The 24576-nt window shown below is 32.8% G+C and carries 23 protein-coding genes; 10 read left to right on the top strand and 13 right to left on the bottom strand.

The window, feature by feature from the left end; translation table 11 throughout:
• Positions 1-34 precede the first annotated feature (34 nt).
• Positions 35-1936: a peptidase M61 gene (locus Q0876_RS07925; RefSeq protein ID WP_299225956.1), complete on the top strand. Its 1902-nt coding sequence runs from the start codon at positions 35-37 to the stop codon at positions 1934-1936.
• A gap of 58 nt (positions 1937-1994) precedes the next feature.
• On the opposite strand, the gene Q0876_RS07920 is transcribed toward Q0876_RS07925, so the two are convergent.
• The 7 genes from Q0876_RS07920 to Q0876_RS07890 all read right to left on the bottom strand — a co-directional run bounded on the left by Q0876_RS07920 (position 1995) and on the right by Q0876_RS07890 (position 6878).
• Entirely contained in the window at positions 1995-2777 is a 783-nt protein-coding gene (locus Q0876_RS07920) for a TIGR02757 family protein (RefSeq protein WP_299225953.1), read from the bottom strand.
• Positions 2778-2784: 7 nt separating this feature from the next.
• Positions 2785-3165: a Rid family detoxifying hydrolase gene (locus tag Q0876_RS07915; protein WP_299225950.1), complete on the bottom strand. Its 381-nt coding sequence runs from the start codon at positions 3163-3165 to the stop codon at positions 2785-2787.
• Positions 3166-3265: 100 nt separating this feature from the next.
• Entirely contained in the window at positions 3266-3787 is a 522-nt protein-coding gene (locus Q0876_RS07910) for a GNAT family N-acetyltransferase (RefSeq protein ID WP_299225947.1), read from the bottom strand.
• A 15-nt stretch (positions 3788-3802) separates the two neighbouring features.
• Positions 3803-4285, bottom strand: coding sequence for a nuclear transport factor 2 family protein (locus tag Q0876_RS07905; RefSeq protein ID WP_299225944.1), 483 nt, complete (start codon positions 4283-4285; stop codon positions 3803-3805).
• Positions 4286-4301: 16 nt separating this feature from the next.
• Entirely contained in the window at positions 4302-6173 is a 1872-nt protein-coding gene (locus tag Q0876_RS07900; protein WP_299225941.1) for a M1 family metallopeptidase, read from the bottom strand.
• A gap of 20 nt (positions 6174-6193) precedes the next feature.
• The gene (locus Q0876_RS07895) at positions 6194-6430 is read right to left on the bottom strand and encodes a hypothetical protein (protein WP_299225938.1); all 237 of its coding nucleotides are present in this window, start codon (positions 6428-6430) and stop codon (positions 6194-6196) included.
• Entirely contained in the window at positions 6423-6878 is a 456-nt protein-coding gene (locus Q0876_RS07890) for an SRPBCC family protein (protein WP_299225935.1), read from the bottom strand. Before Q0876_RS07890 ends, Q0876_RS07895 begins: the two co-directional genes overlap by 8 nt.
• A gap of 377 nt (positions 6879-7255) precedes the next feature.
• Here Q0876_RS07890 and Q0876_RS07885 point away from each other — a divergent pair, with 377 nt between their 5' ends.
• The 4 genes from Q0876_RS07885 to Q0876_RS07870 are packed head-to-tail and all read left to right on the top strand — an operon-like array spanning position 7256 to position 12426.
• The gene (locus tag Q0876_RS07885; protein WP_299225932.1) at positions 7256-9196 is read left to right on the top strand and encodes a peptidylprolyl isomerase; all 1941 of its coding nucleotides are present in this window, start codon (positions 7256-7258) and stop codon (positions 9194-9196) included.
• Positions 9197-10051: a peptidyl-prolyl cis-trans isomerase gene (locus tag Q0876_RS07880; RefSeq protein ID WP_299225929.1), complete on the top strand. Its 855-nt coding sequence runs from the start codon at positions 9197-9199 to the stop codon at positions 10049-10051.
• The gene (locus Q0876_RS07875; RefSeq protein WP_367276639.1) at positions 10035-11471 is read left to right on the top strand and encodes a peptidylprolyl isomerase; all 1437 of its coding nucleotides are present in this window, start codon (positions 10035-10037) and stop codon (positions 11469-11471) included. The genes Q0876_RS07880 and Q0876_RS07875 overlap by 17 nt, the downstream gene beginning before the upstream one ends.
• Before the next feature lies 1 nt (position 11472).
• A complete protein-coding gene (locus Q0876_RS07870) occupies positions 11473-12426 on the top strand; it encodes a MoxR family ATPase (RefSeq protein ID WP_299225923.1) in 954 nt (317 codons plus the stop codon).
• Positions 12427-12610: 184 nt separating this feature from the next.
• Here Q0876_RS07870 and Q0876_RS07865 read toward each other — a convergent pair whose 3' ends face one another.
• Both Q0876_RS07865 and Q0876_RS07860 read right to left on the bottom strand, forming a co-directional pair.
• On the bottom strand, positions 12611-13201 hold the full coding sequence (locus tag Q0876_RS07865) for an SCO family protein (RefSeq protein ID WP_299225921.1): 591 nt from the start codon (positions 13199-13201) through the stop codon (positions 12611-12613).
• The gene (locus Q0876_RS07860; protein WP_299225918.1) at positions 13198-14346 is read right to left on the bottom strand and encodes a hypothetical protein; all 1149 of its coding nucleotides are present in this window, start codon (positions 14344-14346) and stop codon (positions 13198-13200) included. The genes Q0876_RS07865 and Q0876_RS07860 overlap by 4 nt, the downstream gene beginning before the upstream one ends.
• Positions 14347-14384: 38 nt before the next feature.
• On the opposite strand from Q0876_RS07860, the gene Q0876_RS07855 reads away from it, so the two are divergent.
• From Q0876_RS07855 to Q0876_RS07835, 5 genes are all read left to right on the top strand, one after another.
• Positions 14385-15521: an acyltransferase gene (locus tag Q0876_RS07855; protein ID WP_299225916.1), complete on the top strand. Its 1137-nt coding sequence runs from the start codon at positions 14385-14387 to the stop codon at positions 15519-15521.
• Between the two features lie 199 nt (positions 15522-15720).
• Positions 15721-17991 (top strand): aconitate hydratase, encoded by a 2271-nt coding sequence (locus Q0876_RS07850; RefSeq protein WP_299225914.1) that lies wholly within the window; start codon positions 15721-15723, stop codon positions 17989-17991.
• 151 nt (positions 17992-18142) lie between these two features.
• Entirely contained in the window at positions 18143-18814 is a 672-nt protein-coding gene (locus Q0876_RS07845) for a Crp/Fnr family transcriptional regulator (RefSeq protein WP_299225912.1), read from the top strand.
• Positions 18815-18890: 76 nt separating this feature from the next.
• The gene (locus Q0876_RS07840; protein ID WP_299225909.1) at positions 18891-19970 is read left to right on the top strand and encodes a hypothetical protein; all 1080 of its coding nucleotides are present in this window, start codon (positions 18891-18893) and stop codon (positions 19968-19970) included.
• 87 nt (positions 19971-20057) lie between these two features.
• The gene (locus tag Q0876_RS07835) at positions 20058-20636 is read left to right on the top strand and encodes a TlpA disulfide reductase family protein (protein WP_299225906.1); all 579 of its coding nucleotides are present in this window, start codon (positions 20058-20060) and stop codon (positions 20634-20636) included.
• Here the strand turns inward: Q0876_RS07835 and Q0876_RS07830 are convergent.
• From Q0876_RS07830 to Q0876_RS07815, 4 genes are read right to left on the bottom strand one after another with little or no spacing between them, the layout of a single operon-like run.
• Positions 20623-21768: a lycopene cyclase family protein gene (locus Q0876_RS07830; protein WP_299225903.1), complete on the bottom strand. Its 1146-nt coding sequence runs from the start codon at positions 21766-21768 to the stop codon at positions 20623-20625. The two genes, Q0876_RS07835 and Q0876_RS07830, sit on opposite strands and share 14 nt — an antisense overlap.
• Before the next feature lie 12 nt (positions 21769-21780).
• Positions 21781-22230 carry a sterol desaturase family protein gene (locus Q0876_RS07825; RefSeq protein ID WP_299225900.1) on the bottom strand — a complete coding sequence of 150 codons (450 nt, stop codon included), beginning with the start codon at positions 22228-22230 and terminating at the stop codon, positions 21781-21783.
• A 4-nt stretch (positions 22231-22234) separates the two neighbouring features.
• Entirely contained in the window at positions 22235-23074 is an 840-nt protein-coding gene (locus Q0876_RS07820) for a phytoene/squalene synthase family protein (RefSeq protein WP_299225897.1), read from the bottom strand.
• Between the two features lie 2 nt (positions 23075-23076).
• The gene (locus tag Q0876_RS07815) at positions 23077-24543 is read right to left on the bottom strand and encodes an NAD(P)/FAD-dependent oxidoreductase (protein WP_299225894.1); all 1467 of its coding nucleotides are present in this window, start codon (positions 24541-24543) and stop codon (positions 23077-23079) included.
• Positions 24544-24576: the final 33 nt, after the last annotated feature.

Genomic DNA, 24576 nt, shown 5'->3' with positions numbered 1-24576 from the left:
GTTTTGTGCGTCTATGAAAAATAAACATTAAAAAATGAAACATATTTTATCTGCTGTAGCTTTAAGTACTTTGCTTTTTGCATGTGGCTCACAAAAAAACGGAACTAGCGATCTAGCAAACAGTAATCCTATTAAAACTTCAATAGATCTCACACAAGTTGTTGATGATAAAGCTCCAGTTACGATTAATCCAGGACGTTTTACACAAGACACAATTGTGTACAGATTACCAAGAATTATTCAAGGTAGTTATGCTGTAAATGACTTCGGAAAATATATCGAAGCTTTTAAAGCTCTAGATTATGATGGGAATGAAATAACATCTACAAAGCTAGATGATAATACTTGGCAAATCTTAAATGCTAGTCGTTTAGATAAAATAGAATATTACGTCAATGATACATTTGACCTTGAAGTTAAAGGCGGAATAGGAGAAGATGTGCCTTTTTCTCCTGGAGGAACAAATATTTCTCCAGATAATTATGTGTTGAATCTTCATGGATTTATTGGGTATTTTGACTCGCTTAAAAATGCTCAATATGCAATCGATGTCACTTCACCAGCAAACTTTGAGCGTACATCTGCATTAGAGAATACAGCAATCAAATCTAGTGATGATGGAACTAAGATTACAACAAGTTATTTTGCACCACGCTATTTTGATGTTACTGATAACCCAATGATGTATGGTAAGTTAGATGTTGAGGAATTCATGGTTGGAGATATTAAGATCGTATTAAGTGTTTATTCTCCTAATAAGGTTTATTCTGCGTCGAGTTTAAAAGAAACAGTCTATAAAATGATGGAAGCTCAAAAAAGGTATTTGGGAGACATCAATAGTACACCAAGATATGATGTATATCTGTATTTATCTGATGGAAGCCAAGGCTCTCCTAAAGGTTTCGGAGCTTTAGAGCATCACACATCTACTGTTGTAGTTTTAAGTGAATCAGCATCAGCAGAGTCTTTAGCAAAATCAGTAACAGATGTAGTTGCGCATGAGTTCTTTCATATTGTGACACCTTTATCTGTTCATTCTGAAGATGTGCATTATTTTGATTACAATGATCCAACATTTTCAAAGCATTTATGGATGTATGAAGGCGTAACTGAATATTTTGCACAGCATTTTCAAGTATACGAAGGTCTAGTTACGCCAGAAGAATATTATAACGAAATCAATACACAAATAAGACGTTCATTATACTATGATGATAACATGAGCTTTACGGAAATGAGTGAAAATATTCTTGAAGACCCTTACAAGCCTAACTACGCTAATGTGTATCAAAAAGGAGCGTTAATTGGGATGTGTATAGATATTTTACTCAGAGAAGAAAGTAATGGTAATCGTAGTATGCTTAGCTTAATGAAAGAACTTTCTAATAAATATGGGAAGCATAAACCTTTTGATGATGAATCTATTATAGATGAAATTGTTGGAATGACTTATCCTTCTATTGGAGGTTTCTTGAATACACATGTAATTGGCAGTACACCTATTGACTATAGTGTATTTTTAGATAAAGTAGGATTGATCTTTAAAGAAGAAAGTGTTGAGACTGGTTATATTCAAAGTGGTTCTGGTTTTATCTTTGCAGCAGATCCTGAAAAAGAAACATTATTTTTCTCAGAAAGTGTAAAAGAGAACAGCTTTTGGAATGAAAATGGTGTTAAAGCTAACGACATCGTTAAGCGCGTGAATGGTACTGATGTAAGTATGCAAAATGCTAGAGCCATTTTAGGACAAATGTACCAATGGAAACCAGGACAAGAAGTTGAGGTTGTGCTTGATAGAAATGGCAAAGAAGTTATCTTGAAAAAAGAATTAACTCCAACATTTACAGCTATAAAAACCATTAGTGAAAATGAAAATGCTACCGCATCGCAAATCGCGACAAGAAAGGCATGGTTAAAATTAAAGTCAGATTCTTAAGAAACATAAGATAAATAAATACAAAGGCTGCTTGATTATTTTCAAGCAGCCTTTGTATTTAGAAGCCTTCAAAAACACCAAGACCAAATAAAGCAAAATCATATTTTGCAGGGTCTTTAGAGTCTAAAATTCGAAGTTGAACGTCCAACTCATTGAGTGCTTTAGCATCGTTTTGCTTTCGTTTCAACAAACCAAGTTTTCGAGCTACATTTCCTGAATGTACATCTAAGGGACAGGATAAATATGATGAGTCTATTTGTTTCCATATACCAAAATCTACACCATTTTGATCTTGACGTACCATCCACCTTAAAAACATATTGATGCGTTTTGCTGCTGAATTCTTTAAGGGATCACTTACATGCTTTTTGGTTCGTGGTAGATGGTCTATTTCAAAAAAAAGTGTCTTAAATTTATGAATAGCAAATTGCAGTGATTCATCTTTTACGTAATTAGAAAATACAGCTTCTAAGCCATTATGATTTTTATAGAGATGTTGTAAGCTTTTAATGAACTGAATAAAATCTTGTCCGTTGAACGTGCGATGAACAAAAGCGTTGAGTTGGTCTAGATCTGACGCTTTATGATTGCACACAAAATCGTAAGGTGATTGCTCAAGCAACTGCATCATTTTTCGGGCATTATTGATAATACTTTTACGATTTCCCCAAGCAATGGTTGCGGTTAAAAAACCAGCGATCTCAATATCTTCTTTTGAGCTGAACTGATGTGGGATTTGAATCGGATCAGTTTCAATAAACCTTGGATGATTGTATTGATCAACCTTTTCGTTTAGAAACTCTTTAAGGTCTTTTTTTGATAGCTTTATAGTATTGGCCAAGATAAATTTATTTTACGGCAATCATACTAATCTCTACATTCACAAATTTTGGTAAATTAGCAACCTCTACGGTTTCACGAGCTGGAGCAGAAACAGTATCAAAATATTGAGCGTAAATGTCATTAATTTCAGAAAAATGGTGCATGTCACTTATAAATATGGAAGTTTTAACTACATGCTCAAAGTGCATTTCTGCAGCTTCAAGCACTACTTTTAAATTTTCCATTACTTGCTTGGTTTCAGCTTTAATAGAATCTAGAACCAATTCACCAGTATCAACGTTTATGGCAATTTGCCCTGAAGTGTATAAGGTGTTTCCGCTTAGAACAGCTTGGTTGTAAGGCCCAATAGGTGCCGGTGCTTTTGAAGTATTTATAATAGTTTTCAAAATGAAATGTAGTTTAGTTACTAATTGACTAAATTAGTGAAAAGCAAAAAATTAAAGAAGTTTCTGGTGTGGTTTTATGAGATGGAAGCAAAAATGATAATTAGTTGTTTTTGATAGAATATACCACATGCTCCCAAATAACATCAAAAGTTTTTAACTGCTTTTCATATACAAAGTTTTTTGACATTCCAATTTTTTCGGCAACTCGTTGAGAAGGTTTATTTTTTATGTAGGTATGGATGAATAATTCGTCTAATTTAAGTGTTTGAAATCCGTATTTCAAACAACCAAAAGCAGCTTCAGCAGCATAACCTTTATTCCAATAGTGTTTATCGATTTGATAACCAATTTCTGGAACGATATTACCATTTATATCTTGTAAGCTAATACCACATTGACCAATGAATGTATTTGTTTCTTTTAAAATTACAGCCCAAAGGCCAAATCCATTTGTTCTGTAGCTATTAATACTTTTGTTGATCCATCTTGTTACTTTTTCAATGTTATAAGTTGACGGATAGAAAGCCATGGTCTTCTCATCACTTAAAATAGGATATAGAAGCGTGACGTCATTGTAATTTAATGTTCTAAGCTCTAATCTATCAGTTTCTAGAATTATCATTGGTTGATACTTATTTCATTGAACATTAGGTGTTGGATCATTCCAAATGAGTTTAGACAATTTCCAAACCCCTTGATCTTTAACCAAGACATTCAAATAATTCCCTTCGTTTGAATAGGTCTTTTGTTCATATTCAAAAGCTAATTTGAACCTTCCATGAATATAAGCCAAATTTCCAGACCCATTAATGTCGTCTATGGTTGATGTAAACACTGTAACTTTTGAAGGCGCTGAATTCTTTGGAAACCAAAATGCTTCTATTGCTGTGGCTCCAATAATAGGCTGATCTCCATGATGCGGCATAAGAATAGCATCTTCTGTTAAGGTTTCAATAACTCCAATAGTGTTGTTTTCTAACCAGGCAAATTCAAAATTTTTTCTTGTTTTTTTAATAGACTCGATGTCATCATTTGTTAGTAGGTGGCTTTTGTTATTACAATTGAAAAATAAAAGTGAAGCAATAACTAAAACGAAAAGCAATGCGATATTTTTGGTCATAGTCTAGTTTTTAGTTCTATTCGATACTTTTATAGTTTAATAGATCATCTATTGTATTTGCTGTAACAGAATGGTAGTTAGGTCGTGCTTTTTTGTAAATTTCTAAAGCTTCTTTAATCTTATCATTGTTTTTGAAAGCTCTGAACAATGTCGAAACATACCAACGCCTACCTACTCGAATCAAGAATTCTTCAATCTTTTGGTCTACATGATTACCATGATAATCATGATTGATGGTTTGTTCAAACCATACCATAGCTATATGCGAATTAGTAGTATTTGTCAAATTGAAAGCATTGTCTAGTCGTGCTAGATCTTTAGTAGTTATGGTTTCAGGGAAATTCCTAATGAAGTGCACCCATTCAAGTGTCGTCCAGCCTTCTGTTAATGAAACATTAATAGTATCATTACTTAGAAATTCCTGTAATGCGTTTTCGGTATTCTCAAACTTATCAGAAGTGATGATGGCTTGGTTACTTGGTATCCTAGGTTGGTATATCCAATCTTCAGTATTGAATTTAATATTGTTGGGTTCTAATAGATTTTTGTTTAAGTATGTGATGAATTGTTCGGTTGTTATTGTTGAAAAGGCATGGGTTTTAAAATAATCTTTTAGGAAGACATCAAATGTAGAACGACCAACAGTTTCTTCTAAGGTGCGTAAGAACAAATAGCCTTTGTCATAAGCAATACTGTTCATGCCGTCATCTGGGTTTTTTCCTTTAAGATCAAGTTTTAAATGTGTAGCTTCAGGATTGTCTTCAAAACTTTCAATTTCTTCTTCTAGATCTTGTCTGCTAATCAAAGCGATCATATTGGCTCTCTCTTTTCCGTAAAGCGCTTCCATGATTCGTATTTCAAAATAAACTGTAAATCCTTCGTTTAGCCAAAAATCGTTCCAGGTGGCATTGGTTACTAAATTGCCTGACCAAGAATGTGCTAATTCATGTGCAATTAATGAAGTTAGGCTCTTATCTCCTGCAATAATTGTTGGTGTTGCGAAAGTAAGCCTAGGGTTTTCCATACCTCCAAACGGAAAACTTGGTGGTAATACAATAACATCAAATTGTTCCCAATCGTAATCGCCATAAAGGTTCTCAGCAGCAGCTACCATATTTTCCATATCGGAAAATTCAGCATGAGCCTTATCAAGCATTGATTTTTCGGCATAAACTCCTGTACGTTCACTAACCGCTTTATAAGCAATGTCTCCAACAGCTAAAGCCATTAAATAAGGAGAGATAGGCTGTTTCATCGTAAATGTATAATTACCATCTGCAGTTTTTTCTTTTGGGTTTTCGGCACTCATAACTGCCATGAGTTCTTTAGGAACTTTTACCTTAGCATCATAGGTAATGCGTATCTGTGGACTATCTTGAATAGGAATCCATGTTCGTGTTAAAATTGCTTGACCTTGGGTAAATAAAAACGGATGGGTTTTATCTAATGTTTGTTGTGGGTTTAACCATTGAAGTGCTTCAGTTTTGTCTGTAGTATTATAATATACGGTTACGGTTTTAGTATTTTCTTTGATCACTATTTTTAAAGGACTTCCCAATTGCTTATCAAAATCTCCTAATGAAAATTGTGTTGTTTTTCCGTTAGCTTTAACCGAATCGATTTCTAAAAACTTAGTATCTAGTATTAATTCATTAGCACTATTGTTATCAATGTTATATGTGGCTTTTCCACTAATGGTTTCAGTATCAAAATCAACATCAATATCTAAACTTAAATGCTTGATTACTGATGCGTTAGGTTGAGCATAAGAATGAGATTCTTTAACGTAGGTTGATGTAATGGTCTGTTCTTTTTTTTCAGTTTCACAACTACAAAAAAGTAGTATAGCGCATGAGGTAATAGTCGTGATTTTCTTTGTGATGTTCATTTAGTTATGTTTTATCGTATTTAATCTTCATACAGTTGTCCGCGATGAGGCTTTAACGTATCTCTTATGGGTTTCATGTCTTTTTCGTCAACAACCATAAATGCAATGGCATGCATATCACTCAAAGCGCTAAAACCAGTAATCGTAATGTTGAGCTTATTAATAGCAATATACTCTTTTAAATGAATGTTATGGTGTTCAGCAGTTTTTAGTGCCACAGGGCCACGAAAATCCCAAATGAGTTTTAGTTTACGCATGAGCAACTGAACTTCCAGTTTCAGCAAATTTTTTGAAATCTTGCATGTATTTTAAGGATTGCTTTTTAAAGGCATTGGGCATAAAAAAGAGCATAGCTCTCATCATAAAGCTCAAAGGTATAAACTCGCTTTTAGAAACCCATTTGGTGTAACCATCATTAGTAGTTGTAAAGGCGTTCTCTTGTATGTTAGTCATACCTTTAGTGTTGTAGGTGGCATGAAATTCATGAGGAAAATTTTGATGTGTAATGGTCTCAATGATTTCCATTTGACGCTTTCCAAATTTGTAGGTGAGTTTTATTTTTGATCCAAGCTCACCTGGAACGCCAGAAATATGCTCTGTTGATTGTAAACCGCGTTGCCAGTGTTTCATGTTTTCGATGTTATTCATTTTATTAATAAACACATCAATGGGGACTTCTACTATTATTTCGTTAGTATAAAGCATTTTTAGGGATTTATTTTTTGCTGGACTAAATATAAAGTCTTTTTTTTAAAACAAAATAACGATAGAGCACTTTGCTTCTCATTTTAGTTAACAGGTATATAAATTCGGTTTATTGTAATCTGGATTCTATAATTTTAGTAACTGTTTAAGCTATAAATCAATATACAGAATTGATTTTTGTTAAGCTATAGAATTAACAATACTATTTTATGTTGAAAACTTTTATTGAAGCGTAAAAACTCATTATAATATCAACCAAATAGTTAAATACTAAAACCACCCTGTTAACGTTTAGAAAAAGCAGCTTGTTTAATATCTTAATTGTATTATTTTTGCTCAAATCATATGTAATCATTTTAATTTTTAAGAATAAAAAAATGAAACAAATTATAAGTACTGTTTTTCTTTGTTTGTCTGTCAGTCTATTTGCACAAGTGGATGAAAAAGATGTTTTATTCACTGTAGATGAAGAACCAGTTTTGGCATCAGAATTCATAAGAGTTTATAATAAAAATTTAGACCTTGTTAAAGATGAATCTCAGAAAGATATTGATGCCTACCTAAAACTTTTTGTCAATTACCAACTCAAAGTCAAAGAAGCTAAACGTTTAGAGCTTGATAAGGCACCTAAATATGTCAGAGAGTTTTCAAATTACAAATCTCAGCTTACCAAAAACTTCATGTCTGATAATAAGGTGACAGAAGCTTTAGTCAAAGAAGCTTATGATCGTTCAACTGAAGATATAAAAGCGTCACACATTTTAATCAGACTTGATGTCAATGAAAAAGATACTACAGAAGTTTACAACAGACTTCTTAAGTTGCGAGAGCAAATTAAGAAGCAAGGGTTTGAAGCAGTACAAAAAGAAGTTCATGATGGGAAAACCATTTATGCTGAGGATTTAGGGTATTTTTCAGCTTTTAAAATGGTATATCCTTTTGAGAACGCAGCATACAATACCACTGTTGGTGAGGTTTCAATGCCATTTCGAACGCGTTTTGGGTTTCATATAGTGAAAGTGCTTGACAGACGTCCTTCTCTTGGCGAAGTAACGGTTTCTCATATTATGATATCTAACAAACAAAATGACACTGCACTTAATCCAGAGACACGAATCAATGAAATCTATAAAAAGTTACAACAAGGAGAAAATTTTGAATCGTTAGCCAAGCAGTTTTCAGATGATAAAAGCTCTTCTAGCAAAGGCGGAAGATTATCTTCGTTTACCGGTGGGCAGCTCAGTTCACAAGAGTTTGAAGATGTCGCTTTTAGTTTAAACGAAAAAAATGAGATATCTAAACCCTTCAAAACAGATTACGGTTGGCATATCATCAAATTTATACAGAAAAAAGAAATGCAGCCATACGTTGAAGTGAAAGCTTTGTTTGAGAACAAAGTGAAAAGGGATTCACGTTCAAAATTGATCAACTCTGTATTAGCAAAACAGCTAAAGGCAAAATACATATTAACCAATAATAAAGAAGCACTATCTTATTTTGAAAGCTTGATAAACGACAATTTTTTCAAAAGGTCATGGGCTTTGCCTCAAGACCTTGACAAAGAGCAAACATTTCTAAAGATTGAAAACCAAACTATTACATATCAAGAGTTTGCTAAGCATTTATTTTCAAGTCAACGAAATTATATCAATAAGAAGTTAGATGCAAAAGCACTTATACAGAAAGAATACGATTCGTTTTTAGAAACTAAACTTATTCAATATCAAAAAGACAATCTTGAATTTGAAAACCAAGAGTTTGCTCATGTACTTAAAGAATATAGAGATGGTTTATTATTGTTTGACCTTATGGAAAATCAAATTTGGAATGCAGCATCAAAAGATTCTTTGGGTTTAATACAATTTTATGAAGCGAATAAAGACAACTATGTCTGGAAAGATAGGGTAGATGTTATTATTATGTCTTCGGCTAGTAAGAAAAATGCTAAAAAAGCTTATGATGCTTTGCAAAAAGGAGCATCTGTTGAAGATATCGAATCTAAATTGAATACTGATGGCGCTCAGAATATCATCTCAACCAAGGGTGTTTTAGAAACAGATCATCAAGCGTTACCAAAAGATTTTGAATTAAAGGAAGGTGTTTCAGGAGTCTATGTTCATAATGAAGCCTATCACGCAATAAAGGTTAATAAAATTATACCTGAACGTTTGAAAACTTTAGAAGAATCTAAAGGTAAAGTTATTAGTGACTATCAAAACCAAATTGAAAACCAATGGATTACTACCCTTAATGAACGCTATGATGTAAAAATAAATACCGAAGTTCTTAAGAAGGTCAAATCTCAAATATTAAATTAATTGTTTTATAAATATCGCATATTAGTATTTATTTTATTTTGCTTTTACTCATGTGATTTTTTTAAAAAATCAGATGATAGGATTCCTATTGCAAGAGTTAATGAATCTTATTTGTATCAAGAAGATGTAAAAGACCTAGTTGTTGAGGGCACATCAAAAGATGACAGTACCTTTGTAGTTGATGCGTTTATAACACGATGGGCTACACAATTATTACTCATCGATGGCGCAGAGCGAAACCTATCTGAAGAAAAACAAGAAGACTTCAATAAACTGGTAGATCAATATAAGAAAGACCTCTACACCAAAGCATATCTTGAGGCATTAGTAAATAAAAGCATAGATACAGTTATCATTAATGAAGAAGCAGAAAAGGTATATGAAGCTAATAAAGAAACCTTCAAGCTTAATGAAGAACTGGTAAGATTTCGCTACATCAGTATTTTAGATAACGCCATCAATAAAGATGAGATAATGAAACGTTTCAAACGTTTTGATGATGATGATAAAACATATTTAGATTCTATCTCAGTACAATTTAAGTCTTATGCGCTTAATGATTCCATTTGGGTAAAGGTTTCACAGATTTCGAGCAAAATTCCAGTAGTCAATTCAGAAAACAAAAAAGAACTGTTAAAAAAATCTAATTTTATACAGCTCAAAGATTCATTAGACCTATATTTGATGCATGTAAAAGACGTGCTTTATCAAAACAATATTGCACCTCTAGAGTATGTTAGACCCACAATTAAACAAATTGTAATAAATAAAAGAAAATTAGAACTTATCAAGAAGTTAGAAAAGGATATTACAAAAGATGCGATTAAAAATAAACAATTTGAAATTTATAAATAATATGCGATTTGCATTAATTATAATTACACTTTTCTGTGTAAATGCACTCAGTGCTCAAGAAATTATAGAAGATGAAGTAGTAGAATCTAAAGTTAAAAGTGATAGCTTAAATGATAATGACCGACTTAAAGTAGATGGTGTTACTGCTGTAGTTGGTGACTTTGTAGTACTAGACTCTGATATTGATAAAGAATTTATTCAGTTGCAAGCCAGAGGAGTATCTACAAAAGACATTACTCGCTGTCAATTGTTTGGTAAATTGTTAGAAGATAAATTATATGCTCACCACGCCATTCAAGACAGTATAAATATTAATGAACTGGAAATACGATCTTCTATAGAACAACAAATTAGCACTTTTCTAGAAACCAAGGGAGGAACAATGACCGAACTCTTAGAGTTTTACAATAAAGATAGTGAAGCTAGCCTAAGGGAAGAGATGTTTGAAATAAATAAAAATGCAAGATTAGCTGCTGAAATGCAACGTAAAATAGTTTCTGAGTTAGAAGTAACACCAGAAGAAGTAAGAGAATATTTCAATAGCATACCTAAAGATGAACGACCAGAGTTTGGTACTGAGTTAAAAGTAGCTCAAATTGTTGTGATTCCTGAAATATCTGAAGCCGAAAAGCAACGGGTGATTAATAAACTTAAAGAGTTTAAAGCAGATGTAATTGAAAACGGAGCAAGTTTCACCACAAAAGCCGTATTTTATTCAGATGATATTCCTTCACGTAAAGATGGTGGTAAGTATGTTTTAAATAAAAAGCGCCCTCGAATGGTTAAAGAATTTAGAGATGTCGCATTTTCGTTGCAGGAAGGAGAGATTTCAGATCCCTTTGAAACCGATTTTGGGTATCATATCATTCTTTTAGAAAAAATTAGAGGTCAAGAATATGAGATCAGACATATTTTATTGCGACCAAAAGTTACCGAAGAAGCAAAGAATGCTGCCAAAGAGAAAATAAATAAAGTAAGAGAGCGTATCGTTGCTGGTGACTTAACCTTTGCCGAAGCAGCTAAAGAGTTTAGTGATGAAAAGGAAACTAAAAATAATGGAGGACAATTGATCAATCCGTATACTCAAGACTACAGCTTTGAGCTTACTAAAATGGATCCAGAGCTATATGGGCAAATTCAAGACCTAAAAGATAATGAGATAAGTTTGGTGTTGCTGGATCAAGATAGAATTAATGATATAAAATATAAGATCATAACGGTTACCGATAGAACTGATGAGCACGAGGCAGATTTCGCTAAAGATTATTTAAAGATTAAAAACCTCGCACTTCAAGACAAGCAAATTAGAGAGATTGCTAAATGGCAAGATGAAAAAATTAACGACACCTACATAAAAGTTAATGGCGATTACAGAGATTGTGAGTTTTCTAGTAACTGGTTAAAAAAAGAAAAACAATAATATGTCTGATGTAGCTGCTATAAAACAATTTGTAAAGAAATATCTAGCCTTAAAAACCGAAGTTGCTAAAGTTATTGTTGGTCAAGATGAGGTTGTAAATCAAATTTTAATTTCTGTTTTTTCTGGAGGTCACTCATTACTCATTGGAGTTCCTGGTTTGGCAAAAACGTTAATGGTCAATACTATAGCGCAAGCTTTGGGTTTAGATTTTAAGCGTATTCAATTTACACCAGATCTCATGCCTAGTGATATATTAGGAAGTGAAATTTTGGACGAGAATAGACAGTTTAAATTTCTGAAGGGACCTATTTTTGCAAATATTATTCTAGCAGATGAGATCAATAGAACACCACCCAAAACACAAGCAGCTTTATTAGAAGCAATGCAAGAACGTGCAGTTACTGTTGCTGGTCATCACTATAAGTTAAGTTTACCCTATTTTGTATTGGCTACTCAAAACCCAATTGAACAAGAAGGAACTTACCCTTTACCAGAAGCTCAATTAGACCGCTTTATGTTTGCTATCAACTTAGAATATCCTTCATTTGATGAAGAAGTGCAAGTGGTTAAAGCTACAACTACCGATGTGCAAGCTACTGTGAATGCGCTATTTACTGCTGAAGAAATTATTAATTTTCAAAATGTAATTCGACGTATTCCTGTGGCAGATAATGTTATAGAATATGCTGTAAGTATGGTTGCCAAAACAAGACCAAAAGCTTCAACAGCTACAGATTTAGTCAAAGAGTTCATTGATTGGGGAGCAGGCCCAAGAGCCTCTCAAAACTTGATCTTAGCGGCTAAAACTCATGCTGCAATTAATGGAAAATTTTCACCAGATATTGAGAATGTTCAAGCTGTTGCTCAAGGCGTGTTACGCCATAGAATTATTAAAAACTACAAAGCTGAAGCTGAAGGTATCACCGATAAGCAGATTATAAAAAGTTTATTTTAATGAAGCGTTACATACCCGCAATAATTATTTTATTAATTGGGTTTATCTTTACTATAATAGGTGCATTATTTAAGATACAACATTGGCCTTATGGTAGTTTAATTTTAACCATTGGTATGTTGCTAAAAGTAGTAGCCATTTGCTATGCCATAATCTTATTAATAGTTAACAATAAAAAATCTAGCTAGTCGATTAAAATAAAGATATCTTTTTTCAATCGTTTTACTTCTTCTTTATTTAATACGTTGTAAAATCCTCTAATTTGCTGTGTTCTATCAACCAAAGCAACATAACTACTGTGATAAAAATCAGTGCCATAATTATTTAGTTTAAAGTTGGTCATGTATTGTTTGGCTAGTTGCATTGTTTGCGTTTCAGATGCACGAACAAATTGCCATTTTGATTTAGGAATGCTAGTAGCTTTTGCATAATTATTTAAAACTGAAACCGTATCATTACTTGGATCAATAGTGTGTGATACTAACACGAAATCATCTTTATTTAAGAATGCCTCAGCTATTTTTATTAATTCGTTTCGCATTGGTGGACAGATACTAGGGCATTTCGTAAAAAAGAAATTAGCAATATACACCTTGCTATCTAATGCATTATGATCAAATACCTCATTGTCCTGATTTACAAATCCATTATATGAAATTGAATAGTAAACTTTAGCTCCTTTATTATCAATTTTATAACTCAAAATTGGCAATTCTTTTGTTGTGCCATTGCACGCTAAAAATAATAAGAAAGATAAAAAAAATGATAGTCTCATTCTTCGGGAGTAAAGGCTTTTATCTTTTCATCCATTTGCTTATCATATAAAAATACAAACATACTAGCCATCATGTCTTGGTTAATAGATGTTGTGTTATTTGTGTGTAGTTCTAATTCGTATTTGTGATCAGGATATAACATAATGCCTTTAGAGCTGGAAAAATAGGATACATTTTTAAGCCCTATCTTATCAGTAAAATTTTCCGCTTTTGACGTAAATAATGTTGAGTCTATAGTTTTGTCTCTAAAGGCTAGTGTTTCAGAAAAAGGATGTAAATGTGTTGCAATGTGATGCATTGTAGTACTATCTTTTAGCTGTAATTGTGAGGTGACATCAAATTTATAAGTTTCTTTACCTGGGAAGATCACCCAATGACCAGATAAGCTTTCGCCAGAATCAGTTTTATAGCTATGGTTCTTTGTTTCAATAGGTATACACAGGTTTGGGTTGTCTTCTGTTGGTCCGCTAAAAGGATTGTTAGAATCAAAAGGAAGCATTATAAAAATAGTCTTACTCATCAATGGTCTCATATTTTTATTATGAGATAGATAGTCTATAGTTATACGATGTTTAATAGAAAATGCATCACCTTTTATGTTATGATTTAGGGCTTGTGTGGCAATAAACAAATTCTCGTTTGTAAAGACAGGAAAACCAAATCCTTCAGGAAACTCATAATATTCTATACCATTACTCATAGAAGTTAGTCTAGGGTAGTGTAAGCCAATTCTTTTATCGAGCTGCCATCTTGAATAATGTTCGCCATCATAAAAATCTACATTAGTATGGCATACGTAATCGTTTGAAAGTGGATCAACTTCATTTGTGCTAAAGGCTTGAGTTTTAAAAGAAGTCAACCAGACCAACTCGCTTTTTGTGTGATCTAACTGGAAAGAGCGCATTACTTTTGGACCTTCCATAGACTTATAAATATTGTCAATCACTAATGTAGGTGTTGTTAGCGAAATAGAGTTAGGATTTATTTTCACATTCCACGTATCATCTACCAAACCAAGTTTGTGGTAGAGTTGTGTTTTAACAATAGCCTTGTGCCTATTTGATAATTTTAAATAGTAAATGCCTCCAATTATAGTTAATAAAACTAATATTGGCAGCATATATTTTAGTATTTTGGACTTCATTAAAAATGTAGCTATCTAAACAAAGCTAAGACTTTTTTATGCAAATAAATTACGAAAAACGAATTTTTGGCTTAGACCTGATGAGGGCTATAGCCATCATTATGGTAGTTTGCTCTCACACCTTATGGATTGTTCCAGATGCGAGAGGTGTCATTCCAGACGTTTTGAGTATTTCTGGTGTTATGGGTGTTGAAATATTCTTTGTTTTGAGTGGGTTTTTAATAGGAAGAATTTTGTACAAGATGTATGTCTCTAAATCGTTTGAATTTAAAGATATATTCTATTTTTGGGTTAGGCGTTGGTTTAGAACATTGCCAAACTACTATTTAGTCTTACTACTTAATATAATTATAGCTATATATTTAGGCAATCATTTGCCTGATAACGTTTGGAAATATTTCTTTTTTCTTCATAATTTTTCAACACAAATGCCTTGGCTATTTGCCGAATCTTGGAGTTTGTCTATTGAAGAGTTTGCCTACATCCTTGGACCTTTATTATTGTATTTAGTTTTGCTTTTTAAAACTAAATACTCTAGATCTAACCTCTTTTTATGGATTACGTTACTGATCTTATTGATATTCTTGATTACGAAACTAGTATATAACCAGTTTGAAACAATACAAGATATGCGGCATTGGACGATAAATGTCAAAGCCATAGTGATATATAGAATTGATGCTATTTATTATGGCGTTTTAGCTGCTTATATCTCAATTTTATACGCAAACTTTTGGAAGAAAATACAATATGGCGCTTTTATTTTGGGAGTATTGATCTTTTTTGGAATTAATATTTACATCCCAATGAAGCAGCTTTTTATAACTAATTATCCTATGTTTTGGAATGTATGGTATTTCTTAATTAAATCATTTGCAATTGTTCTTGTCTTGCCGTTACTTAGCCAAATTCGATATGCACCAAAGGCAGTAAAAATTTTAATAACTCATATCAGCATATTGTCTTATGCTATATATCTTTTGCATTATTCTATAGTTATGCAGTTGTTAAAATATTTTATACCTTCAGAAAACTTAGCAGGATTTGATATTTTCGTTTACATAGTAGTTTACTTACTAATTACTATTACGCTATCTTATACTTTATATCGTCTTTATGAAAAACCAATGACCGATTTAAGGGATTCAGAAAAAATCAAAAATTATTTCAAGTAGATTGAATTGTTAATTTATTATTTTATTTCTTAATTAATTAGGAATTATCTATTTTAATATCTTAAAATAGAGTATTTATTGATTTATATTCAGTAATTAACAGTTTTTGTTACATATTTTTAAATTTGACTAAAAATTTGTAATTTTGCAGTCCTTATATAGAAGGAAAACAAAAATATTCACACTTTAAATAGAAAATATGGCTTTTGATATTGACATGATTAAAGAGGTTTATGCTAACATAGCTAAGCGTGTGGACGCAGCTCGTGATATAGTAGGAAAACCGTTAACACTTTCAGAAAAGATTTTGTATTCACACCTTTGGGACGGAATGCCTAATAAAGCATTCACAAGAGGTAAAGATTATGTCGATTTTGCTCCAGATAGAGTGGCATGTCAAGATGCAACAGCTCAAATGGCATTATTGCAATTCATGCAAGCTGGAAAAGATAAGGTGGCTGTTCCTACAACAGTACATTGTGATCATTTAATTCAAGCTAAACTTGGAGCCACTCAAGATTTACAACATGCTATCAATACAAGTAATGAGGTTTTTAATTTTTTAGAGTCAGTATCTAACAAATATGGAATAGGATTCTGGAAGCCTGGAGCTGGTATTATCCATCAGGTAGTTTTAGAAAACTATGCGTTTCCTGGCGGAATGATGATCGGCACAGATTCACATACTGTAAATGCTGGAGGTTTAGGAATGGTAGCTATTGGAGTAGGTGGTGCTGATGCAGTAGATGTTATGGCAGGAATGGCTTGGGAGTTAAAATTCCCTAAGTTAATAGGAGTGAGATTAACAGGTAAATTATCAGGATGGACAGCACCAAAAGATGTCATTTTAAAAGTAGCTGAAATTCTTACTGTAAAAGGAGGAACAGGAGCTATCGTTGAATATTTTGGTCCAGGAGCAACAGCAATGTCTTGTACAGGTAAAGGAACTATTTGTAATATGGGAGCAGAAATTGGAGCAACTACGTCAACTTTTGGTTATGACGAATCCATGGAGCGTTATTTACGTGCTACTGATAGAGAAGATGTTGCTGAAGAAGCTAATAAAATAAAGGAATACTTAACTGCAGATGCAGATGTATATGCAAATCCAGAGCATTATTTTGATCAAGTTATTGACATTAATCTATCTGAATTAGGTCCTTTATTAAATGGTCCTTTCACACCAGACCTATCAACTACAGTTGGTTCAGAAATGACTAAAAAAGCAAAAGCTAACGATTGGCCAATTAAAGTTGAATGGGGATTGATAGGTTCATGTACGAACTCATCTTATGAAGACTTATCTCGAGCATCTTCAATTGCCCAACAAGCTTTAGATAAAGGGTTAAAAACAAAAGCAGAGTTTGGTATTAACCCAGGTTCTGAACAAGTGCGTTACACAGCTGAACGTGATGGTATTCTTCAAGTATTTGAAAAACTTGATGCAAAGATATTTACTAATGCTTGTGGGCCATGTATAGGTCAGTGGGCACGTTATGAAGACCCAAAAAATGCTCCTAAAAATAGTATTGTGCATTCTTTTAATAGAAACTTTGCCAAACGAGCAGATGGGAATCCTAATACGCATGCTTTTGTAGCTTCACCAGAATTAACAGCAGCCATTGCTATAGCTGGGCGATTAGATTTTAATCCACTTACAGACAAATTGATCAATGAGAAAGGAGAAGAAGTAATGTTAGATGAGCCAACAGGATGGGAATTACCTCCTAAAGGGTTTGAGGTTAAAGATAATGGTTATTTAGCACCAATGGCAGATGGAAGTGGTGTTGAGGTTAAAGTAGCTACAGATTCAGAGCGACTACAACTACTAACGCCTTTTGAACCTATAGGTGACTCAGTAACTGGTGCTAAACTTTTAATTAAAGCATTTGGTAAATGTACTACCGATCATATTAGTATGGCTGGGCCTTGGTTACGTTTCCGTGGTCATTTAGACAATATTGCTAATAATACACTCATAGGTGCTGTAAATGCATTTAACAAAAAAACTAATTTTGTTAAAAATCAGCTTACTGGAGAATATGGAGGTGTTCCCGATACCGCAAGAGCGTATAAGGCAGCAGGAATTAAGTCGGTAGTAGTTGGCGATCATAATTACGGAGAAGGTTCATCTAGAGAACATGCAGCTATGCAACCACGTCATTTAGGTGTTGCAGCTGTAATTGTAAAATCATTTGCTCGTATTCACGAAACAAACTTGAAAAAACAAGGAATGTTAGGTCTAACATTTGCAAATGAGAGCGATTATGATCTCATTCAAGAAGATGATACGTTTAACTTTTTAGATTTAAATGAATTTGCTCCAGAAAAACAATTAACTATTGAAGTTGTACATACAGATGGCAGTAAAGATGTTATTAAAGTGAACCATACTTATAATCAATCTCAAATTGATTGGTACAATGAAGGTTCTGCTCTTAACTTAATCAAAAAAGAAAACGCTGCATAATTTTATAATGTAATTATATGTAAAAAGCTCCTAAATTTAGTTTAGGAGCTTTTTTTATGATTTGTAAGTATTCAATTTATGTAAGTATTCAATTTATGTAAGTATTCAATTGGTATTACGACCTTATAGTTATCTAACAAAAAACACCCAAATGCAATCACTTTGGTTCTTTGATGATGTCAATCTTTTTAAGGTGCTTTGCCCTCATAAATTCAAGGCCTATAAGAAGGGTCATGACTTTGATGCCTATAAGAAAAAGGATTACATCTATTTTGAACAAGATTCAGCAAACAAAGTATATTTGATTGAAAAAGGAAAAGTAAAAATTGGTTATTACAATGAAAACGGAGACGAGGTCGTAAAAGCAATTCTATCAAAAGGAGAATTGTTTGGAGAAAAAGCAATTCTTGGCGATAGTAAGCGTGATGAGTTCGCACAGTCAATAGATAATTCCACTTCTATTTGTCCTATTGGAGTCACAACAATGCATGAGCTTATGCGTGATAATCAAACCTTCAGTTTTAAAGTGTATAAATTTATTGGATTTAAATTTAAAAAGCTAGAGCGTAGACTTCAATTACTTCTGTTTAAAGACACAAAGACGCGTTTAGTAGAATTTTTAGATGAACTTTGTGCCGATTTTGGTTACGATTGTCCTAAAACGGGAGATCATGTCATTAAGCATCCTTATACTCAAAAAGATATTGCTTCGTTAATAGGCACTTCTAGACCCACACTTAATATTCTTCTTAATGAGCTTAAAGAAGAAAACTACATTAATTTCAATAGAAAAGAAATCCGAATTTTAAAAAAAACGGCTTAGTGTTAGCTAGCTAACATTTTATGATTAATACAGGTTATAATTTTGAAGCATTAAATAAACTTTAAAATTATATACGATGATTAAAAAAATGTTTTTAGCAGTTTTGGTACTTAGTTTTGTTGCCACTTCTTGTAGTAATGATGACGATAGTAGTACGCCTCCTCAAGCAATTGTTCCAAATGCAGGAGTTTTATCTGGAGGACCATTTACTTTTATAGTTGATGGCACTCCAGATTTTGTCAATGGAATTACAACCGATCCAGATGCAGTAGGTAGTAATAGACGATTTGTAGTGACTGATGATCTAGGAAATATATTAGGATTGCCTCCTACAATTCAAGATCTAGAAGGTGTAGATTTTGATGGCGCAGGAGTTGGTACTTGCTTAATTTGGTATTTGCGGTATGAAGATGGACTGCAAGGTCTAGAAATGGGACAAAATGCAAATGATCTTCAAGGAAGTTTTGATTTGTCTAACTCAATCACAGTAAATAGATTAGGACAACCAGATGCAGGAACTTTAATAGGTGGTCCTTTTAACTTTATTGTTGATGGTACTCCAGATATGGTAAGTGGTATTTCTACAGCTCCAAATGCAGTAGGAACTAATCGAACTTTCGTTATAACAGATATTGACCTAAATATTTTAGGAACGCCTGGAGATCTTACAGCACTTGAAGGTGTAGATTTTGACGGTGCAGGTCGTGGTGTATGCTTGATCTGGTATTTGCGTTATGAAGACGATACAAACATAGCTACAGTAACTAATGCTGCAGATTTAACAGGCACATTCAGTTTGTCTAATTCTATTCGAGTAGAACGTGGGCCTAATGCCGATGTATTAACTGGAGGGCCTTTTACCTTCACTGTTGATGGTACTCCAGATATGGTTAGTGGTATCGGTTTTGAGAACCCTGATAATAGAGTTGGTACTAATGCTATTTGGATTATTACCGACGATACAGGAATGATCTTAGGAACTCCTCCAACATTGGCTGCTGTAGAAGGTGTAGATTTTGATGGTGCAGGTGTTGGTGTTTGCTTGATTTGGTATTTACGATATGAGAATGATACAAATATTTCTACTGTGACTAATGCCAATAACTTAACCGGTACGTTTCACTTATCTAACTCAATAACAGTAACTAGAAACTAGGATAATTATAAGACACTATTTTAATTAGAGTTTTGTTGTTAGATTTGAGGCATGTTATCGACTATGATAGCATGCTTCTTTATGTTTATGGGAACAACTAAAAAATCTAAAATTTACAACGTTACTTTTATCATTGTATTAATCGTATTAATTATTCCGCAAACGCGATTACCTATTCAAGTGTTTATGAATAAGGCAATAGCTCTAATTATAAAACCATCTGTTATTGATGTTTCTGAACGTAAAACACTTATAGATTACAATTGGAAATTAAAAGACACGTCAAATAATACTTATGACTTTTCATCTGCTAAAGGGAAAGTTGTAGTAATTAATTTCTGGGCTACTTGGTGTCCACCTTGTATTGCTGAAATGCCAAGTTTAGAAGCGTTGTTTCAGAGTTATAAAGGCAATAAAGATGTCGTGTTTTTGTTTGTGTCTAATGAAGAAAAAGAGAAGCTATACGAGTTTATGATAAATCATAATTTTAGTTTCCAGGTCTATCAATCTGTAAGTGCGTATCCTAAGAACTTTAATGTGAGTTCAATTCCAAGAACATTCATTATAGACAGAAATGGTACTATAGTTATTGATAAATCTGGTGCTGCAAATTGGAACAGTAACCATATTACAACTGTTATTGATGAATTGCTTATAGCGTTTTAAAAAAGGCTTTAATGAATGACCATGAAAACAATGAAAGCATAATTTTTATATCTTCAAAAAAAGTAGATTCTTCATCTAAGAATCGAAACATGGTTTGAATGGAATTCCTCCCATAGAATTGCTGAAAAATCCATTCTCCTTTATGATTTTCGTCCTTTAATACCTTAAGAAAAATTTTGTCATAAAACTTATATCTGCGTTTGAATAAGTTTTTAGAAGGTTTGCGATTCGCTTTCAGGTTAGTTATGATTTTGGTAACTTTTTTTTCAGTATGCTTGAATGAATATCCAGTAGAACCTTTAACCCAGCCACCTCCAGTTCCTATTTTTGTGATGTGATCTGTGTTGTATTTTTCAAAAGGGAAGGTTGTCATTGGAATTTGACCATGTTCAGTTTCAATAATTGTATAATCTTCAATTTTTAAATACGTTTTGATGTACTGCTTTATAAATTTATCGTAAACCATCTCATCAACTAAATGTTCTGTAAAATAAGTAAATTCAATAAGTGCTTCAGTTTTAGAAAAAGGGAGTACATAGGTAAATGTTGTTTGTTCACCATCTTTCAACCTATAATCCATCATAATGACTTTTTTCTCATCAAAGGCTTCGGTTTTAGTTTTAATGATCCAACCTTTAAAGTGTTGAATAATTGAAATACTATTCTTTGAATTTAATGAAAACGTGTCTGGTATTCTGCTGTCAAATATATGAAGTGCGGTGTACTCATTATTTATAGTGCTTACAGTAAGTTTTTTAGATTCTGAAATTGATGTAACAGTATCAGTAATAAAATGAAAATTTGTTTTTGCTTTGAGTTGTTGTTTTGCTGCTAGATAAAAGTCTATTGCGCGAATTGTTTTGTAACTGTATGGGTGTAATTCAAGTTCGATTTTAGCTTTACTACTATGTACACAAGCATTATCCCAAGATTTATGGGTTAAAAAGTGCCACTGAGAAGGTTGTTTTTCCCAAAAACTCCACGTTTTGTCATTTTCTTTTTTTTCTGAAGGATCAATTAACGCAATCTGTTTAGTATTAAAAAAAGAATCAGAAGCTAGCTTTAAAGCCAACTGTAAACCAGCCAAACCATTTCCTATAATGATATAATCGAAATGGGAACTATCTGTCATTTTATATGAAAACTATTTCTTGAAATATTTAAAAGGAACAAATAACATCCCAAAACATTCGCCATCATCTTTACCTAAGTGTTTATGGTGGATTTTGTGGGCACGACGTACGCCTTTAGCGTACCAATTGTTAGCGTTTCTAAATAATTTGAACCGTTGATGAATAAAGATATCATGAACTAAAAAGTAAGCAGCACCGTAAGCCATGATACCTAGACCAATAGGTAAGCAATACCATATATTTTCATAACTCCATAAGTAAAAACAGATCATGCTCACTACGGCATAAAAGATAAAGAATGCATCGTTACGTTCAAACCAACTTTTATGACCTTTATGATGGTGATCCTTGTGTAAACTCCATAAAAACCCATGCATTACATATTTATGTGTAAACCAAGCCATAAATTCCATAGTGCAGAATACACTCAAAAAAACAAAAATCCAAAGTACAGTTTGCATGTTGTTACATTAAATTTAATTGATATTTTACGTAGCTACGAGTGAGTAGTTCAAATTTCTTATAGTTTGGCACTCTAATACGAGTAGATTTGATCTTCAAAGCTGGTGTCTTTTTTAGTTTTTTAAGCAACTGGTTGTAATATCTGTAAGCCATAAATACACCAAACTTAGCTTCAATAGGTAGGTTTTTTATCCCTTTAAGACCTTTTGCAAAATCGTTTTCTATATCTTGAATAATGGCTTGTTTAGAGGCTTCATCTAAGTGGTTTAAGTCTGTATTCGGAAAGTAGGTCCTACTTAGATCTTCAAAATCTGCTTTTAGGTCTCTTAAAAAGTTAACCTTTTGAAAAGCAGAGCCTAAGCTCATAGCTGAATCTTTTAACGCTTCATACTTTTCTTGATTTCCTTTAACAAATACCTTTAAACACATCAAGCCAACCACATCTGCAGATCCATAAATATATTGTTTGTATTCATCATCAGTTAAGTATGTGTTTTTGTGTAAATCGGTTCGCATACTTTTCATAAAGGCATCTACCAAGTCTTTGTCTATATTATATTTATGGTAAGTTTCTTGAAATGAATTTAGAATAGGATTCAAGCTGATCTTATATTGTAAAGCGCGTTCGAGATCTTCAGTGAAATTTTCAAATAAGAGTGCTTTATCATAATCATGAAATGTGTCTACAATTTCGTCTGCGAATCTAACAAACCCGTATATATTATAAATGTCTTGTCTAATAGAGTTAGATAACATTTTTGTTGCTAAAGAAAACGAAGTGCTGTAAGATTTAGTAACGGTCTTACTGCATTGGTTTGAAACAGAATCAAAAATAGACTTCATAATTAATTGTTGTGATGTTTTTTAATGAGTTCAGCCACTAATTTTCCTGAAATCAATGAAGGAGGAACTCCTGGTCCTGGAACCGTTAATTGTCCTGTGAAATAAAGGTTATTCACCTTTTTACTTTTCAATTTGGGTCTTAAAAATGCTGTTTGCAATAAGGTGTTAGCCATTCCATAAGCATTTCCTTTGTATGAGTTATAATCGTTTATAAAGTCATTAACGCAAAAGGACTCTTTAAATATAATATTTTTTTTTACGCTTTGAGAGGTTAAGTCCTCGAAACGTGTTATTATTTTCTCAAAATATTCTGCTCTTAGTTGTTCTGTATCTTCTAATCCTGGCGCTAATGGAATTAAAAAAATACCAGCTTCATTACCTTCTGGAGCTGATTCACTATCTGTAATAGAAGGGAAACTAGCATAAAACAAAGGATGATCAGGCCATTTAGGTCTGTCATAGATGTCTTTAGCATGAGCATCAAAATCAACATCGAAAAACAGCGTATGGTGATTTACATTTTTTAGTTTTTTATCAAAACCAACATAAAACAGGAGAGAGGACGGGGCGAATATTTTTTTCTCCCAATAATTTTCTGAATATTGAACATATTCTGGGGCTAGAAGTGTTTCGGTGTGGTGGTAATCCGCACCACTCAAAACAATATCGCTAGTGTAAGTTGTTCCATTTGTAACTATGGATGAGGCTCTACCATCAGTAACATTTATTTTTTCAATAACACTTTCTGTGTTTATAGTTACACCTAAGCTTTTAGCTAAACTTTCCATAGCTAATATAACCTTGTACATCCCACCTTTTGGGTGAAATGTTCCTATACCAAAATCGGCATAATTCATAAAACTATAGAATGAGGGTGTGTTGTCTGGTTTGGCACCTAAGAACAAAACTGGGAATTCTAAAATCATAGCAAGCCTATCGTTTTTGAATTCTTTCCTAACATCTTTTTTTATGGTACTGAAAAACTGACTAATTTTTTTAATGGTTACAGGAGTGACTAATTCTAGTGGTGATACACCTGGTCTATAGACTAAATCTTTGATAGCTACTTCATAATTGTTTTGTGCATTATCAATAAATTTCATTAATTTTTTTGAGCTTCCTTTTTCTTCTTTTTCAAAAGCAACACAGATTTTTTCTAAGGTATCTTCAATTGTAATGTAGTCGTTTTTCCCAAAATAGACGCTGTATGCAGGATTGAGTTTGTCTAAAGTGTAGTAGGTGTCAGGTGTTTTGTTAAAATCTGAAAAGAATCGCTCAAACACATCTGGCATCCAGTACCATGTTGGCCCAATGTCAAATGTGAAGCCATCTTTTTTAAGCTGTCTTGCTCTGCCACCTATGGTTTTGTTTTTTTCAAAAATGGTAACTTTATAGCCATATCTAGCCAAGTAGCATGAAGCAGCTAAAGCAGAAAATCCAGAACCTATAATAGATATATTTTTATTCATTGTTTAACAAATTTATACAAAAGCTAAACAAAA

Source organism: uncultured Psychroserpens sp. (assembly GCF_947503375.1).
Lineage (GTDB): Bacteria > Bacteroidota > Bacteroidia > Flavobacteriales > Flavobacteriaceae > Psychroserpens.
Note: the sequence above shows the minus strand (reverse complement) of the source record. Positions and strands in the feature narration are given on the sequence as shown.

What these genes read in the sequence shown, in the direction of transcription:
- Q0876_RS07925 (WP_299225956.1), top strand. Translation starts at nt 35, where the DNA reads ATGAAACATATTTTATCTGCTGTAGCTTTAAGTACTTTGCTTTTTGCA.
- Q0876_RS07910 (WP_299225947.1), bottom strand. Translation starts at nt 3,787, where the DNA reads ATGATAATTCTAGAAACTGATAGATTAGAGCTTAGAACATTAAATTAC.
- Q0876_RS07905 (WP_299225944.1), bottom strand. Translation starts at nt 4,285, where the DNA reads ATGACCAAAAATATCGCATTGCTTTTCGTTTTAGTTATTGCTTCACTT.
- Q0876_RS07900 (WP_299225941.1), bottom strand. Translation starts at nt 6,173, where the DNA reads ATGAACATCACAAAGAAAATCACGACTATTACCTCATGCGCTATACTA.
- Q0876_RS07895 (WP_299225938.1), bottom strand. Translation starts at nt 6,430, where the DNA reads ATGCGTAAACTAAAACTCATTTGGGATTTTCGTGGCCCTGTGGCACTA.
- Q0876_RS07890 (WP_299225935.1), bottom strand. Translation starts at nt 6,878, where the DNA reads ATGCTTTATACTAACGAAATAATAGTAGAAGTCCCCATTGATGTGTTT.
- Q0876_RS07885 (WP_299225932.1), top strand. Translation starts at nt 7,256, where the DNA reads ATGAAACAAATTATAAGTACTGTTTTTCTTTGTTTGTCTGTCAGTCTA.
- Q0876_RS07870 (WP_299225923.1), top strand. Translation starts at nt 11,473, where the DNA reads ATGTCTGATGTAGCTGCTATAAAACAATTTGTAAAGAAATATCTAGCC.
- Q0876_RS07865 (WP_299225921.1), bottom strand. Translation starts at nt 13,201, where the DNA reads ATGAGACTATCATTTTTTTTATCTTTCTTATTATTTTTAGCGTGCAAT.
- Q0876_RS07860 (WP_299225918.1), bottom strand. Translation starts at nt 14,346, where the DNA reads ATGAAGTCCAAAATACTAAAATATATGCTGCCAATATTAGTTTTATTA.
- Q0876_RS07855 (WP_299225916.1), top strand. Translation starts at nt 14,385, where the DNA reads ATGCAAATAAATTACGAAAAACGAATTTTTGGCTTAGACCTGATGAGG.
- Q0876_RS07850 (WP_299225914.1), top strand. Translation starts at nt 15,721, where the DNA reads ATGGCTTTTGATATTGACATGATTAAAGAGGTTTATGCTAACATAGCT.
- Q0876_RS07845 (WP_299225912.1), top strand. Translation starts at nt 18,143, where the DNA reads ATGCAATCACTTTGGTTCTTTGATGATGTCAATCTTTTTAAGGTGCTT.
- Q0876_RS07840 (WP_299225909.1), top strand. Translation starts at nt 18,891, where the DNA reads ATGATTAAAAAAATGTTTTTAGCAGTTTTGGTACTTAGTTTTGTTGCC.
- Q0876_RS07835 (WP_299225906.1), top strand. Translation starts at nt 20,058, where the DNA reads ATGGGAACAACTAAAAAATCTAAAATTTACAACGTTACTTTTATCATT.
- Q0876_RS07830 (WP_299225903.1), bottom strand. Translation starts at nt 21,768, where the DNA reads ATGACAGATAGTTCCCATTTCGATTATATCATTATAGGAAATGGTTTG.
- Q0876_RS07825 (WP_299225900.1), bottom strand. Translation starts at nt 22,230, where the DNA reads ATGCAAACTGTACTTTGGATTTTTGTTTTTTTGAGTGTATTCTGCACT.
- Q0876_RS07820 (WP_299225897.1), bottom strand. Translation starts at nt 23,074, where the DNA reads ATGAAGTCTATTTTTGATTCTGTTTCAAACCAATGCAGTAAGACCGTT.
- Q0876_RS07815 (WP_299225894.1), bottom strand. Translation starts at nt 24,543, where the DNA reads ATGAATAAAAATATATCTATTATAGGTTCTGGATTTTCTGCTTTAGCT.